The sequence below is a fragment of the Pyrodictium delaneyi genome (genome assembly GCF_001412615.1).
Lineage (GTDB): Archaea > Thermoproteota > Thermoprotei_A > Sulfolobales > Pyrodictiaceae > Pyrodictium > Pyrodictium delaneyi.
This window is the reverse complement of the sequence record NZ_CP013011.1, coordinates 947,888-962,111: the sequence shown is the minus strand read 5'-3', so window position 1 is coordinate 962,111 and position 14,224 is coordinate 947,888. Positions and strand designations below refer to the sequence as shown.

Here is a 14,224-nt window from a genome sequence, read left to right as displayed (position 1 = left end):
CTACATCGGCGCTAGACGGTCTATAGATGCTATAAGTAGAACTCTATAGACCCTAGAGCACTCGGCCCTAACACGGGACAACGCTATAGACTCGAAGCCCGGTGCTAAATCGGTAAGGAGTCATGAGGTGTACTGGTATGGAAACCCGTATGATCGCGGTAGTGGCACTAATAATATCCCTAGTAGCCTTGGGTATTTCACTCAAAGCTCTAAACCAGTACAAGGAGTTAACTCAGAGGCCAGTGGCTAACAGCGTTGGAGAGGAGACGGTAAGCCTGCTTGGCAGCGGATCAACATTCGTGAAACCAGCTATGGATAACTGGATAGAAGAGTTCACGAGGGGACACCCTAATATCGAGATAGAATATACTGGTGGCGGAAGCGGTAAAGGTGTAAGCGATCTCCTCAGCCGGCTCGTAGATTTTGCTGCCAGCGATCCTCCGCTACCCCGCAGCAAGTGGCAGAAACACCAGGGTGAGATACTACAGTTCCCAGTAGCGCTTGGCGCGGTGGTCGTAGTATATAATATACCGGAGATAGGGGATGCACAGTTAAACCTAACAGGTGAAGTGATAGCAAAGATATACCTTGGCGAGATAATCTACTGGGACGACCCGGCCATAAAGCAGCTCAACCCGGCAGTTGCGGACAAACTACCACACCGGGAGATAATAGCTGTGCATCGTAGCGACTCGAGTGGTACTACCCAGATCTTCACAACCTTCCTCGCAAAGACTTGTAGCGAGTGGAGAGAGAAAGTAGGAGTCGGAAAAAGCGTCGAATGGCCTGTTGACAAGACGGGCCGGGGTATAGGCCAGGAGGGCAACCAGGGCGTAACCCAGGCGATTAAGTCCACACCCTACTCGATAGGCTACGTTGAGTGGGCCTATGCGCTAGAGTACGGGTTGCCCTATGCGAGGCTCCAGAACCCAGCAGGCAAGTTTGTAGCACCCAGCACAGAAAGCATATCGGCAGCCTTCGCTATAGATAATCCGCCTAGCCCGCTAGACGATTGGAGTGATGTAGCTAAGGAGTTTGTATACTCATCGGCAAGCCCTGATGCATACCCACTTGCGGGCCAGACATTCCTCCTAGTGTGGAGAAGCTGGGATGATTCAGCCAAGTGTAACGCTATGAAAGCATTCATAGAATACATAGGGTCTCAGGGTCAAGACAACCTGCCTAGGGGCTATGCACCGTTACCCGAGCAGCTAAAGAAGGTAGTATCCCAGGCAGCCCAGCTCCTGGAGTGCGGAGGTTAACGCCCAGCAGTAGCTCATGAACTAGTAGCGGGGTATCGCTGGAGTTGAAGGGAGGCCCGGCCTCCGCAAGGCGTAAGCGCGTTTTTACCCTAATGGTAGGGGGATTCCTTCCACGGCTCCGTAGCCGTGACGATAAACGGTTCTTCCTAGTCCACCTCCCCGTACCACTTCTAGTCTTCCTTATACTGTCCTCGATGCTTGCAGTCATATTGCTAAAATCGCTCCCGATACTCAAGCGTGAAGGCATATCCATATTCATTGAGAATGTATGGAAAGCGGTAGAGGACAACCCAGAGAAGGAGAAGTATGGATTACTTGCAGCAATCTATGGGACACTCTACACTAGCACAATAGCCATACTAATAGCTGCACCACTCGCAGTAGGCTTGGCTGTAGCCATTGAGGAGCTTACCCCTAGACGCCTCCGGGGTGTGGTGTCGATACTAGTAGACCTCATGGCTGCAACACCCACCATAGTCTATGGTGTCTGGGGCGCCACCTATCTAGCACCAACCATGAAGGAGTTCCTAGACTTCATGTACCAGCATTTCAGCTGGATACCCTTCTTCAGCGAGCCACCAGTGACGGGATACACTATAGCCACTGCAGGTGTAATGCTTGGCATAATGATCGTGCCCTACGCGGCAGCAGTAATACGCGAAGCATACTCCATGCTGCCCCGGCACATACGGGAAGCGGCTTACAGCATCGGGGCTACGCGATTCGAGACAATAAGGATCCTCCTAGGCGCGGTAAGACCCAGCATAATAGCGGGTCTCGTGCTCGCCTTCGGCAGAGCCATGGGCGAGACCGTAGCTGTAAGCCTGGTCGTAGGCAACTCGCTCGATACACCGATAGCAGTGACGCGTCCCGGTATAACTGTGTCGAGCCTAATAGCTAGCATGTTCAAATCGGCCAGCTACTACGAGTACATGGAGAGCGCCCTTTTCGCCGGAGGCCTAGCCTTGTTCGTTATAGGCCTAGTCGTGAACACGCTAGGTATACTCTACATAAAGCGCTGGGAGGAGGAGATGAACCGTGTCTAGCGACACTCCAAGTATAGAGTCAAGGCGTCGCCTAGCTAACATTCTAGGTCTCGCAATTCTAGCCCTACTAGCGCTCCTAGCAGTAGCACCCCTAGCCCACATAATCTACACTGTAATAGTCAATGGTGCCAATGTAATAGCGAAAGTAGGCTTATTCGACTTTCTCACATCGCCGCCAAGACCGCAGAACCCCCAGAACCCTGGAGGAATAGGCCCAGTCCTACTCGGCTCTGCCATGCTCATAGCGCTCGCCTCTGCTATAGGTGTAAGCCTGGCCCTCGTCGCCGGCGTGTTCGTGGCGGAATTCCGGCGTGCTGGTATCTCGAGGCTAGTTCTCATACTCAGCCTTCTCCTTGTAGAGTTCCCCACAATACTCGTAGGCCTCTACATATACGCAACCATAGTTCAGCCTATGGGTACCTATAGCATGCTCGCTGGCGCGCTAGCCCTCTCGCTCGTAATGATGCCCTATGTCGCCGTTCAAGTGAGCGAGGCTCTCCGTGGCGTCCCCCAGGACTTACGTGAGGCTGCCTTTAGTCTAGGCATTTCGAGGCTCAAAGCAGTGTATCGTATAATCCTTGGCATAGCGCGTCGCGGAATACTAGTCGGCATACTCATAGGCGTGGCCAAGGTTGCTGGCGAAACTGCGCCCCTCCTATTCACTATTGGAGGCGCGTTTAACAAGCCCCCGACCAGCCTAACGGAGCCCGGCGGGGCTGTGCCCCTCCTCATATACGAGTTTATACAGCAACCAGGTCCAGGCTATCATGAACTCGCCTGGGGTGCGAGCCTCATCCTCTTGACCATAGTGTTCAGTATAATGGTGATTGCCAGGCTCCTCGTAAAAGGGGTGCGGTTATAGCCATGGCCAGATATGTGTTGAAGGCGGAGAAGCTTAACATATGGTTTGGCGACAAGCACGTAATCAAGAACGTCAGCCTAGAGGTGCCAGATAAGAGTGTTTTCGCTCTAATGGGGCCTAGTGGTAGTGGTAAGTCCACACTACTAAGAGCATTTAACAGACTTCTTGACCTCTACGAGGATGCTCATGTAGAGGGCCATGTATATTTCGACGGTGTCGACATCTACGCGCCTGATGTTGACCCCATATGGGTGCGGCGCCGGATAGGTATGGTATTTCAGCATCCCAACCCATTTCCGCACATGAGCATATACGACAACGTAGCAATAGGCCCACGGTTAAACAGGATGGTGAAGAGTAAGAAAGAGCTGGACGAACTAGTACGCTGGGCGTTAGAGAAAGCCTACCTCTGGGATGAGGTCAAGGACCGTCTGCACATGCCGGCCGCTAAGCTCAGTGGAGGCCAGAAGCAGAGGCTAAGTATAGCCCGCGCCCTCGCTCTAAAGCCCAAGCTCCTCCTCATGGACGAGCCTACGGCCAACCTAGACCCCGTAGCTACCGAGAAGATAGAGGAGTTGATACTCGACCTCAAGCGGGAGATACCGATAGTAATAGTAACTCATAACCCGCAACAAGCAGCCCGTGTTGCGGACTATACTGCGTTCCTCTACTACGGCGAGCTGGTAGAAGTGGGGCCGACAAGTAGGATATTCACAGAGCCTCGTAGCAAGCTGACAGAGAAGTACCTTCTGCGCCGGCTCTAGGTGCTATCGAGTGGCGCGGCTAGGACCATGAAAAGTGCAGAAGAGAAGAAAGTCATCGTACGAAGGGCCTGGAGCATATATGCCGGCCTCGTAGCAGCCCTCGCCACACCCATAATAGTAATGTATCTCATTGCACCTCTCTGTGGCAGAACTATAGGCTGTAGTCCGGGTGGCTGTGTTATCGAAGTAAACATGATTGTGCTTGCCGCGTCGCTGGCGAGCGTGGTCGTACTCCACGAACTCATCCACATGGTTTCTGCGAGGCTTATAGGTGTAGAGGGTGTCCGGCTTAGGCTTGTAGCACGCATGGGCGCTATAATGATCGACTATTCGTGGATGACCCCCCGCCAGTACCTCGTAGTTGCTCTTACACCGCAGCTCTTAAGCATCATAGCGTTAGCTATGATAGCTTATGGGATGATTAGGGGTACATTAGGCCTAGCTCTCTGCATAGCTTTTGTCTTCAACGTGTCGGGAGGCATGGTCGACATAGTTAATGCTGTCTACTTCAGCTTAACCCATTGGTACGCTAAACGCTTCCTCCTCCTCTACAGCGAGAATGGAGGCGTAGCCGGTGGTGTAGTAGAGTATGATGATAAGCTGGTGGTCTACATGTTATAGTTATGAGACTATAGAACTAGGATAGCTCAGTGCAAGTGAGAGTTGCAAGGGGTTATCCTAGAGACTAGGGTAGGAGCCCCCATTGCCTTCTCTAACATATCCTTGACCCTGGGAACCACATCTCTGCTACTAGTAATAGCGTAGACTGCTGGTCCCTTGCCCGATACACCTACAGCATCTACGCCCTCCATAGTTAGGAGCGCTAAGAGCTTACTAGGCTCTGAGCCGGTAGCCATCATCGTGGCTACGCCATTTACTGTCGCGGCTGCATACCAGTCACCTGCAAGTACAAGCTTCCAGGCAGCAATGTAGAGCTCCTGGTACAGCCGGAAGGTCTCAAGGTCTATGCCCCGTATACTCCGGCGCCCTGGTACAGCTATCACAGCATAGCCGCTTAGGCTGGGCTCGCGGGTCACTATAGCTTGACGTGTGTTATCAGTGGCGTAGGCGCCGCACCCGCTCACCGCTAGGTGATCGTCTAGAGCACCAGTGACAGTAAGTCCAGCACGTCGTGCTGCATCGACGCCTAGCCTGGCAAGCTCTTCCACGCCGAGGGAGACCCCGTAGAGGCCCAGTACTGCCTCGAGCAGTGCGTTGATCAGTGCACTGCTTCCTTTAAGCCCAGCTTCTAAGGGTACCTCTGAGAAGCCCCTCGCACAGATAGGGGCAACGTGGCGTCCGAGAACGTTGCTTGCCGTCTCCGCGACTGCATCGAGTATTGCTGGGTCTATGTCTACGTGCTGGCCTCGGGTAACCGTGTAGCCGTGGGAGCTGCTACACAGCCAAACCTCGACCTCGACGGAGAGGTCAAGGGCGGCGGCCGCACCGTAGCCGCCACTACCTATAGCGTTAACAATCCCAAGCGCCCCGTGAGCTTTTCCTCTCCCACGCTTCTTCACGGCGACCGCGATACCCCCAAGTATTTCTGTGGGAACGGGGTGGGCCCAGGGTATAACTGCCCCTCCCTAAGCCCAGGTTTGAGGGAGCCAACTAGAGGCTGGCCGAAAGATGCAGAAAGCGATACTGCCCAAGAGGATAATAATAACTCCTTCGAAACCCGAGGGCAATGTCAAAGCGCCGCCTTCAAAAAGCTATACTCACCGTGCAATCCTCGCTGGACTCTTGGCTGGCAGTATAACAATAATTGAGAATCCCCTATGGAGTAGCGACACAGAGGCTACACTAGCTGCTGCAGAGAAGCTGGGCGCAAGAGTAGATAGGGCAGAGAGCCTTCTGGAGTTGTCATCGCCTGGTGCAGGGGCACTGGAATGGACGCCTTGCATAGATGCGGTAGAATCCGGCACCACTATGCGGCTTATAACCGGTATTGTATCGCTCCTTGATAAGCCAGTGATTATCTACGGAAGGGGGAGGCTCCACCAGCGTCCTGTACGCCCTCTCCTCGAGGCCCTTACTAGGCTCAGCGTCGAGTACATGGTATCTAATGGTTGCTGTCCTCCCCATGCCGTGAAGGGACCAGCACAGGGCGGTTCTACACGGGTAGATGCGAGGGAGAGTAGCCAGTACCTCTCAGCACTCCTTCTCCTTGGAGCCGGTCTACCCGGAGGCCTAGAAATGGCGGTCGATGGTTTAGAGTCCAGGCCCTACGTGGACATAACCGTCCGTGTCCTTGAAGCTTTCGGAGCCAAGGTCGAGAGGAGGGGCTACGCCTGGTTCCGTGTCGAGGGTCCCCTAAGGCCGTCCAGATACCAGGTTCCAGGAGACTGGAGCAGTGCTGCACCTCTCCTCGCGGCGGGAGCACTAGCAGGCGAAGTCACTGTGGAGGGTCTAGACCCTAACGACCCGCAGCCGGACCGCGTCATAGTTGACGTGCTCCGGGGCATGGGCGCTCCCGTAGAGGTTGCTGGCCGGAGTGTAACCGTAGGGGCACCGTCAAGGCTTCAAGGCTTCAGCGTCTGCATCCGCGACTCTCCCGACCTTGCCCCCGCTCTGGCAGCCCTGGCTGCGGCTGCTTGTGGCCGGTCGAGAATATGCTGCATAGAGAGACTCCGGCTCAAGGAGAGCGATCGCGTTGAAGCAGTGCTTGACTTGCTCCGCCGCTCCCGTGTCGAGGCAAAGCTGCTGGAGTCGCCTAGCGAGGGACTCTGCATAGAAATCACTGGGCGGTGTGGTAGACTCCCCGGCGGAGTAACCTATAACAGTCATGGTGACCACAGGATAGCTATGGCAGCGGCGCTGCTCGGCCTAGTCTCCGAGAAGCCAGTTATAGTAGAGCCAGCGGACGTAGTGGCTAAGTCGTATCCCGGCTTCTGGGATGCGCTAAGAACCCTAGGCGTTGAGATAAGAGAAGCCTAGGAGTCCATAGCAAAGCAGAGGTGTATCTGGTGCCGCTGGGCTCTGCTCTCCGCCTGTCGATATTCGGGGAAAGTCACGGCTGCTGTATAGGCGCAGTGCTAGAAGGAGTACCGCCTGGCATACCTTTGTCGCCTGAGGAGATCAACAGGGAGCTAGAGCTACGCCGCCCGGGCCGGAGACTCACTACGCCACGCCGCGAAGAAGACCGGGTAGAGATACTCTCTGGAGTCTACATGGGCTATACGACTGGCGCTCCTCTCGCCATGCTGATACGCAACCGGGACGTGGACAGCAGCTTCTACGAGCAAGTGGTACGCCACCGGCCGCGCCCGGGCCACGCCGACCTTACTGCCCGGCTTCGGAGTATGGGGTTCAACGACTACCGTGGCGGAGGCCCCTTCTCCGGTAGACTAACAGCAGCCATAGTCGCAGCCGGCACGGTGGCCAAGAAGATAGCTGGCCTCCACGGGGTAAGGTTCTACGCATACCTCCGGGCTCTAGGCCCGGCTGAGTGCCCGCCGCCCAACGGGTCGGCAGAAGACTGGATTCAACAGCTACAACAACTACGCGAAGAGAGGAACAAGAGCACGGTATTTTGCCACGATGCCGAGGCCTCTAAGGAAATGGAACAAGCATTGATAGAGGCTATGAAGAATGGTGACAGTCTTGGTGGGCTCGTCGAACTCTGGATACTAGGCGTGCCGCCAGGTCTCGGTGAGCCGCCATTCGATACCCTAGATGGTGACCTGGCTAAGGCGTTCTTCGCTATACCCGGTGTCAAAGCAATAGAATTCGGCACAGGAATGGCCATAGCCCGCATGAGGGGCTCCGAGGCCACTGACAACCTCGTCCTGAGCCCCGAGGGAGCACCCATCCCAACACCGGGTCACAGCGGCGGAATCCTAGGAGGACTCTCCACCGGGGGTCCGATAGTAGCTAGAATAGCCTTCAAGCCAACATCAACCATAAGGTTGCCGCAGCGAACTATAGACTGGCGGGGCCTCGAAGAGACAGAAATGACCGGCGGAGGACGCCACGATCCCGCAATAGCGGTTAGAGCAGTACCAGTGGTAGAAGCCATGGCAGCACTCGTAGTAGCAGACCATTTGCTCAGATGGCTCTCCTGGAGACTAGAGCACTACCACCGGCTAGAGAGAGGCCTAGAAGCAGAAAAGGAGAACTGGTTTTGAATGAATAAGTCCTATCAATACTTCAGAGGAAGGTTGAGGAAACAGAATTAGCCAGTTCTCCGTAGACTATTAGATCTGCTAGCTGGTTTCTCTCAATCTCTTCTCTCCGGCGGCCTAACAAGTAGGTAGAGCAGCAACACTAGCAAGCCGCCAAACACGACAGCGACGGTCCATATGAGTGGTGCTAGGCTTCCCCGCGGATACCTCTTAGACGAGTCACTATAGACGTAGAACGCTATGAGTAGACCTATGAGGAGCCAGACTAACCCCATTAGAGGGTTAAGGAGATATATGCCGTGGCCGGTAAATGCTGGTGGCAAGGCTTCTCCCGTGTATGGTTACAAGAAATCTGAAGTTATATTATGAGTGTCGGGTTTGTCTTGATAGCACTTCTAGTGCCTGGCTGAGTGCCTCCAAGACTTCTCCGGTATAGGGGTTCTCTCGCCGTATCTCCTCGACGACGCCTCTCAGCTGCTCTAGTCTAGCAGCGACGCTCTCCGTCCTCTTTAGGCTCCAGGTAACCAGCTCCTTAGAGAGTCCTGGGTCTATGCCTAGCTTTTCGTGTAGTATCTTTGCAGCTTCCCGGTAGAGGTCATAGACTAGATGATGTAATACCTGGTTGACAGCCATTATACGGTCGTGGTCCTCAGCGGTGACGTATACCGGGTTGAGCCCGATCCCCGTGAAGAGCTTCTCTAGCCTTCCACGCCATCGCTCTAGCTTCACCGGGACTACAGCGATACTTTCCCCTGCAGGACATGCGAGCGGCCCGAATAGCGGGTGAAGGCTCACATATTCCGGTGAGTCCTCGCCGAGCAATGACGTTATCTGCTTCACTACTGGGGTCTTGACGGAGGCTATATCTGCTATCAGCATGCTTTCCCGGAGCAGTGGTAGATGCTTCTTAAACAGTTCTGGTACAACATTGCCTGGTACAGCATATACTAGCATGTCGGCCCAGTCAACGGCCCTCGATGGCTCCATATAACGTGCCCCTATGGCCTGGGCTGCCTCCTGCGCTTTCTTGGGGTCACGGCCAGTTATTGCCACCCAGCAGCCGCCGCGGGCGAGTATACCTGCTAACATTCTAGCCATGCGGCCGTAACCGTAGAATGCTATCCTTAGCGCCTCGGGGCAGTATACTTGGCGGCACCTGGACTCCCTGGCCAGCATGAAGTATATCTCCTTGACAAGGCTGTCTGGCACACCAAGGCTCCGAGCCTCCTCCGCCAAGAGGTTTGCGACAGTTATCTCCCGGGCTCGATCGTAGACCGGCATGCCTTCGCTCCGCTTAACGCCTCCCAGCACATCAGCTATGTTGAGCCGTGCTGCTATCAAGCTGACTATTGAGCGATCTATCCGGAGCAGGCTCGAACGTAGAGCCTCAGCCGCATCTCCACTTGTCACGGGCCTTCACCTCTTATGCCGGCCTATTATCTCGAGGATGCGTGAGGCTATCGAATCAGCTAGGAGGGCGTGCTCACGATAGAGGTCGAGCACGCTGCGCGCGCTATGCCCGTAGCTCTTGGCGGCGATCGGGTATACTGGAACCGGGTAGCGCTGCGCCAGTGCCTCTGCTACGGCGCCGAAGAGCCCGCCTCTGGGAAAGTGCTCCTCAACGACTACTAGCAGCCCGGTGCGCCGGGCTAGAGCCTCTAGCCCTTGCTCGTCTAGCGGCTTAACCGTGTGTAGATTCGCCACTGCGGCGTCTACGCCTTCCCTCTGCAGAGCCTCGGTAGCCTCCAATACCTGGGCGAGCAGTGGCCCGGCGGAGACGATGGCTATGTCGGAGCCGTCCCGGAGTATCTCCAGCTCTCCGAACTTGTAGTCAGAGGCGGGGTCAGTGACAGTGGGAGAGTAGTCACGCCCTATTCTGAAGTAGACAGGTCCCCTTACTTCCTCGTGGATCCTCACTACAGCCTTGTAGGCCTGTGGTGGATCGGCAGGAACCACTACAGCCATGTTATGGAGGACACGCATTAATGCTATGTCCTCAAGGCTCTGGTGGCTAGCACCGTCACCATGATCGCTAAACCCGCTATGTGTGGCTATTAGCTTCACGTCGAGGTTCATTCGATCAATACTGTTCCTTATCTGCTCCCAGGCCCTCATAAGGAACATTGCGAACGCGGCTGCGTAAGGCTTCTTACCGGCTAATGCTAGCCCGGCGGCGAACCCCACCATGTCTTGTTCGGAGATGCCTATGTTTACGAACCTCTCGGGGAACCGGTCTGCAAACCATGAGGTCCTAGTACTCCTGGCAACATCGGCTGTCAGTACCACTACGTCGGGGTCAGTGTCGCCGAGGAACAGTAGTGCCTTGCCGACGGCATCACGTATTCGTGTGACACCCTTTAGCTCACTCGGTAAACCGGTCTGCATGCTTGCGGTCAATGTGCTGACCCCCACTAGCTTCTAGGAAGCCGAGCCCCTTTCCGCGGCGTGTGTAGGCTAGTATGACTGTGGGCCTCTTCTCCTGGTCGGCCACCCTCAGTGCTGAAAGGAGCATCTCATAATCGTGGCCGTCAACCTCCACTACGCTCCAGCCTAGACTACGCCAGCGGAGCACCAGGTCGCCCTTAGTCTTGATAGCCTCGACAGGACCGTCGAGCTGGAATCCGTTAACATCAACAATAGCTACTACGCTGCGAAGCCCTAGGTGTGCCACGGTTGCTGCGGCTTCCCAGACCTGGCCCTCGTCTAGCTCGCCGTCGCCGAGTATCACGTACACTCGATGCCTATCCTCGGTGCCATCCAGCCTCATAGCGTAGGCTATGCCGGCGGCTATGCTTAGACCTTGGCCGAGGCTGCCCGTAGAGACGTCAATGCCTTCAGTAGTATAGTCGGGGTGCCCCTCGAGCCCGTCGATAGCCCTTATGGCGTCTAGGCGATCCTCTGGTATTAGCCCCTTCTCTGCTAGGACTGCGTAGAGCGCGGGTACAGCGTGACCCTTGCTTAGTATTAGCCAGTCGCGCTCAGTGGGGCGGTTGCCGGTCCTCCGGAGCCCCCGGCCGAAGTAAAGCGTGACAAGGATATCAAGGACGCTGAGCGAGGCACCAACATGGACGCTTTTCTCGATAATGCCCATGCGTATAATGCGCCGACGGGCCCGGAGGGATATCTCGTGGAGCTTCTCGCTCAGCGAAATTCCAATAGCATCACCCGCCTGAGCTATTCCGCCTAGCTTCGATACAATAAGCTGTCCCCCCTCCACAGCTAACTCGCTTCGTTTTAGAGCCCAGGGAGGCCCACCAGAGTGGGAACGGTATAAAGCCCTTTCGCGTCCCGCTGCTCCCAGGGCGCTAAGCACAAACCCCAAGAGCGGCTCGTATGAGTGTGATGCAGAGGGGGTGCTAAAGAGTATGGAGTGCAGACGTGTACTTCGCGAAACCGGCGAGCCGGTGCGCTTCCGGGTAAGAGACGTCGAGATAGGCGGCGAGACCCCAGTAGTCATAGTTGGGCCATGCAGTATAGAGGATAGGGACATGATTATAGAGACTGCAGAGGCGATAAAGAGAATATTCGTCGACAAGCATGGCTTCAGGAACGTAGTGATACGGGGTGGTGCCTGGAAGCCCCGTACTAGCCCCTACAGCTTCCAGGGCCACGGGGCACGCGCGCTTGAGTGGCTCCGCGAGGCCGGCGACAAGGTGGGCCTGCCCGTAGCCACCGAAGTAATGGATCCCCGCGACGTAGCAACGGCGGCAGAATACGTCGACATAATATGGGTTGGAGCCCGTAACATGCAGAACACGCCGCTCCTACGCGAGCTAGCCAAGGCCGGGAAGCCAGTCCTCCTAAAGAGACACTTCGGGGCCACGATAAACGAATGGCTATGCAGTGCCGAATACCTCCTAGCAGGCGGCCTAGAAGAGGTAGCTCTCGTCGAGAGAGGAACAAGGGGCTTCAACGAGTACGCACGCTTCAGCCTAGACATAACGGTAGTCCCGATAATCAAGGAGATCTCACGGCTGCCCGTGATAGTCGATGTAAGCCACCCTGCTGGTAAACGCAGTCTAGTACCTCCGCTAGCCCGTGCAGCCCTAGCAGCCGGAGCCCATGGAATAATGATGGAGGTGCATCCGAGCCCCGACAAGGCGCTCAGCGACTCGAAGCAACAGCTACCGTTTAAGATGCTCGAGGAGCTTGTAGACCAGCTACGGGGAGCTGGGCTCATATGAACCAGGTAGAGCGTAGCTGCTGGGTAATCCAGGACAGCCACGACGTAGCTATAATTGTTGGTCCGGGAGCTAGGCGGCAGCTAGGCCAGCTAGCGCTAGAGCAAGGCCCCTACTCTGCAGCAGTAGTGGTCGCGGATGCTGGCGCGCCACGAAGCATGCTCCGCGACTTGCTTGCAAGCCTACAGGACGCTGGAATTCATGTCCACTTTACAGAGCTGCCCGGCGGCGAGGAGACAAAGAGCCTGGAGACTGTCGCGTGGCTCTGGAACTGGATGGCCCGGGAGAATATCCCCCGCGACGCGCTCCTAGTAGCCTACGGTGGTGGCGCAGTCTCTGACACGGCGGGCTTCGCGGCAGCCACCTACATGAGGGGGATAGACTGGGCTACGGTGCCAACCACGCTCCTAGCTATGGCCGACGCGGCTGTCGGTGGCAAGACAGCGGTGAACCTTGAGGCTAAGAACATCGTGGGAGTATTTCATCATCCCCGGATAGTGATAGCCGACGTGGACCTTCTAGAGACGCTGCCCGAGGAGGAGTACATCTCTGGTCTCGCTGAGATAGTGAAGCATGCGGCTATACACGGTCGTAGCCTCCTTGAGTGGCTCCGCGAGAACTCCCAGAAGCTGCTAGATAGGGATCCGGAGGTGCTGACTAAGGCGATAAAGTATAGCCTAGACGTGAAGATGGACATCGTGGTGAAGGACTATAGGGAGAAACGCGGGGACAGGATGATACTCAACCTAGGCCATACAGTCGCACACGCCATAGAGAAGGCTATGGATTACTCGATGAGGCACGGATATGCAGTGGCCATCGGTCTAGTTGTGGAAGGAATTGCTGCAACACTGAAGCTGGGCACGCCCAGGGAGGACATAGAGGAGATACGTCAACTCCTCTCAGCCCTAGGCCTCCCCACAGCGCCGCCCCCCGGACTAGACCCCCAGGAAACACTCCAAGCAATAATGCTGGACAAGAAGAGGCGTGGAGACAAGATACTCGTACCTATGCTCAAGGAGATAGGTAGCCCTACACTAGTCGCCATGAAGGTGGATGAGGCTCTAGAGCTGCTTGCTGAGGCGTGGCACATTGCAGCCAAGTCTACTCAATAAGGTAGCTTGCATACCGGAGCCGAGCGAGCCCAAGCGCCTAGCAGAGGCAGCTGCAGGAGAGGGCTGCCGAATAGTCGAGCTAAGACTAGATCTACTAGGCTATGGTCTCGAGGAGGCTCGCTGCGCCGTAGAGGAGCTCTCTAGCCGGGGGATTAGGGCTATAGCCACGCTCCGCGATAGCCGCGAGGGCGGCCGTTACACTGGCCCCGACAAGGAAAAGCTGGACACGCTACTGGCGCTACTGGATCACGGGGCCTGGCTCATAGACCTCGAGTACCGGTTCAGCCTCCTCGACGAAGCACTCTCCGTTGCGAAAGGCCGCGTAATAGTCTCGATCCACGATTTCCGCTGGACACCCCCATCCGAGGTGCTCTATAGCTACGCGGGCGACATGATCCGGCGCGGCGCGGCGATAGCCAAGATAGTGACAACGGCTAGAACCCTAGAGGACAACTGGAAAGTACTAGGCATTAACGCCAAGTGGCCGGGCAGAGTAGCAGCGTTCGCCATGGGGCCGCAAGGCAGGCTATCGAGGATACTAGCCCCGTTGATGGGTGGTGCCCTCACCTATGCTAGCCTCGGCGAGCCCGTAGCACCAGGCCAGTTAACACTGAGAGAACTAATCCAGGCATGGAGGCTCCTGGGCGCTTTAGACTAGCTTCCAGCACTTCACGATTAAACCCGGGACGATAGCGAGTATAGACACGGCCTCGGTGAGTCTTAGTGGCCCCTGACCGCCTATGGTCTTCTCGGTTTGGTGGAGAGAACGCCGTTAATCGAGCGGCCGTATTTTGAATCTGTTCTGTTATGATGGTCTAGGGCTGGATAGAGTTATCTCCGGAAGCTCGACCCCCGGCCTTGGGGCTGGAC

15 protein-coding genes are annotated in these 14,224 nt (G+C 55.9%); 10 read left to right on the top strand and 5 right to left on the bottom strand.

Features of this window, described 5'->3' with window-relative positions; translation table 11 throughout:
* The first annotated feature begins 137 nt into the window (after positions 1-137).
* From pstS to Pyrde_RS04850, 5 genes are read left to right on the top strand one after another with little or no spacing between them, the layout of a single operon-like run.
* Positions 138-1,262, top strand: coding sequence for a phosphate ABC transporter substrate-binding protein PstS (gene pstS, locus Pyrde_RS04870; protein ID WP_055408698.1), 1,125 nt, complete (start codon positions 138-140; stop codon positions 1,260-1,262).
* A gap of 44 nt (positions 1,263-1,306) precedes the next feature.
* Positions 1,307-2,308, top strand: coding sequence for a phosphate ABC transporter permease subunit PstC (pstC, locus tag Pyrde_RS04865; protein WP_197272749.1), 1,002 nt, complete (start codon positions 1,307-1,309; stop codon positions 2,306-2,308).
* Entirely contained in the window at positions 2,301-3,170 is an 870-nt protein-coding gene (gene pstA, locus Pyrde_RS04860) for a phosphate ABC transporter permease PstA (RefSeq protein WP_055408696.1), read from the top strand. Before pstC ends, pstA begins: the two co-directional genes overlap by 8 nt.
* 2 nt (positions 3,171-3,172) lie before the next feature.
* Complete coding sequence (locus Pyrde_RS04855; RefSeq protein ID WP_055408694.1) at positions 3,173-3,934, top strand: phosphate ABC transporter ATP-binding protein; 762 nt, start codon at positions 3,173-3,175, stop codon at positions 3,932-3,934.
* Positions 3,935-3,961: 27 nt separating this feature from the next.
* Positions 3,962-4,555 carry a metalloprotease family protein gene (locus tag Pyrde_RS04850; RefSeq protein WP_055408692.1) on the top strand — a complete coding sequence of 198 codons (594 nt, stop codon included), beginning with the start codon at positions 3,962-3,964 and terminating at the stop codon, positions 4,553-4,555.
* 26 nt (positions 4,556-4,581) lie between these two features.
* Here Pyrde_RS04850 and Pyrde_RS04845 read toward each other — a convergent pair whose 3' ends face one another.
* The gene (locus Pyrde_RS04845; protein ID WP_055408690.1) at positions 4,582-5,454 is read right to left on the bottom strand and encodes a shikimate kinase; all 873 of its coding nucleotides are present in this window, start codon (positions 5,452-5,454) and stop codon (positions 4,582-4,584) included.
* 109 nt (positions 5,455-5,563) lie between these two features.
* Here Pyrde_RS04845 and aroA point away from each other — a divergent pair, with 109 nt between their 5' ends.
* The gene (aroA, locus tag Pyrde_RS04840; RefSeq protein ID WP_055408688.1) at positions 5,564-6,871 is read left to right on the top strand and encodes a 3-phosphoshikimate 1-carboxyvinyltransferase; all 1,308 of its coding nucleotides are present in this window, start codon (positions 5,564-5,566) and stop codon (positions 6,869-6,871) included.
* A 29-nt stretch (positions 6,872-6,900) separates the two neighbouring features.
* Positions 6,901-8,061, top strand: a complete 1,161-nt coding sequence (gene aroC / locus Pyrde_RS04835; protein ID WP_197272748.1) for a chorismate synthase — start codon at positions 6,901-6,903, stop codon at positions 8,059-8,061.
* Positions 8,062-8,153: 92 nt separating this feature from the next.
* Here the strand turns inward: aroC and Pyrde_RS04830 are convergent, their stop codons facing one another.
* The 4 genes from Pyrde_RS04830 to Pyrde_RS04815 are packed head-to-tail and all read right to left on the bottom strand — an operon-like array spanning position 8,154 to position 11,275.
* On the bottom strand, positions 8,154-8,381 hold the full coding sequence (locus tag Pyrde_RS04830; protein ID WP_055408686.1) for a hypothetical protein: 228 nt from the start codon (positions 8,379-8,381) through the stop codon (positions 8,154-8,156).
* 40 nt (positions 8,382-8,421) lie between these two features.
* Positions 8,422-9,468: a prephenate dehydrogenase/arogenate dehydrogenase family protein gene (locus tag Pyrde_RS04825; RefSeq protein WP_055408684.1), complete on the bottom strand. Its 1,047-nt coding sequence runs from the start codon at positions 9,466-9,468 to the stop codon at positions 8,422-8,424.
* 6 nt (positions 9,469-9,474) lie between these two features.
* Complete coding sequence (locus Pyrde_RS04820) at positions 9,475-10,443, bottom strand: transketolase family protein (RefSeq protein ID WP_055408682.1); 969 nt, start codon at positions 10,441-10,443, stop codon at positions 9,475-9,477.
* Positions 10,421-11,275 carry a transketolase gene (locus Pyrde_RS04815; protein WP_055408680.1) on the bottom strand — a complete coding sequence of 285 codons (855 nt, stop codon included), beginning with the start codon at positions 11,273-11,275 and terminating at the stop codon, positions 10,421-10,423. The genes Pyrde_RS04820 and Pyrde_RS04815 overlap by 23 nt, the downstream gene beginning before the upstream one ends.
* Positions 11,276-11,423: 148 nt before the next feature.
* Here Pyrde_RS04815 and aroF point away from each other — a divergent pair, with 148 nt between their 5' ends.
* From aroF to Pyrde_RS04800, 3 genes are read left to right on the top strand one after another with little or no spacing between them, the layout of a single operon-like run.
* On the top strand, positions 11,424-12,242 hold the full coding sequence (gene aroF / locus Pyrde_RS04810; protein WP_055408678.1) for a 3-deoxy-7-phosphoheptulonate synthase: 819 nt from the start codon (positions 11,424-11,426) through the stop codon (positions 12,240-12,242).
* On the top strand, positions 12,239-13,354 hold the full coding sequence (gene aroB, locus Pyrde_RS04805) for a 3-dehydroquinate synthase (RefSeq protein ID WP_055408677.1): 1,116 nt from the start codon (positions 12,239-12,241) through the stop codon (positions 13,352-13,354). Before aroF ends, aroB begins: the two co-directional genes overlap by 4 nt.
* A complete protein-coding gene (locus tag Pyrde_RS04800) occupies positions 13,332-14,012 on the top strand; it encodes a type I 3-dehydroquinate dehydratase (RefSeq protein ID WP_055408675.1) in 681 nt (226 codons plus the stop codon). Before aroB ends, Pyrde_RS04800 begins: the two co-directional genes overlap by 23 nt.
* Positions 14,013-14,224 lie beyond the last annotated feature (212 nt).

What these genes read in the sequence shown, in the direction of transcription:
- Pyrde_RS04855 (WP_055408694.1), top strand. Translation starts at nt 3,173, where the DNA reads ATGGCCAGATATGTGTTGAAGGCGGAGAAGCTTAACATATGGTTTGGC.
- pstS (WP_055408698.1), top strand. Translation starts at nt 138, where the DNA reads ATGGAAACCCGTATGATCGCGGTAGTGGCACTAATAATATCCCTAGTA.
- Pyrde_RS04850 (WP_055408692.1), top strand. Translation starts at nt 3,962, where the DNA reads ATGAAAAGTGCAGAAGAGAAGAAAGTCATCGTACGAAGGGCCTGGAGC.
- Pyrde_RS04820 (WP_055408682.1), bottom strand. Translation starts at nt 10,443, where the DNA reads ATGCAGACCGGTTTACCGAGTGAGCTAAAGGGTGTCACACGAATACGT.
- aroF (WP_055408678.1), top strand. Translation starts at nt 11,424, where the DNA reads ATGGAGTGCAGACGTGTACTTCGCGAAACCGGCGAGCCGGTGCGCTTC.
- aroA (WP_055408688.1), top strand. Translation starts at nt 5,564, where the DNA reads ATGCAGAAAGCGATACTGCCCAAGAGGATAATAATAACTCCTTCGAAA.
- aroB (WP_055408677.1), top strand. Translation starts at nt 12,239, where the DNA reads ATGAACCAGGTAGAGCGTAGCTGCTGGGTAATCCAGGACAGCCACGAC.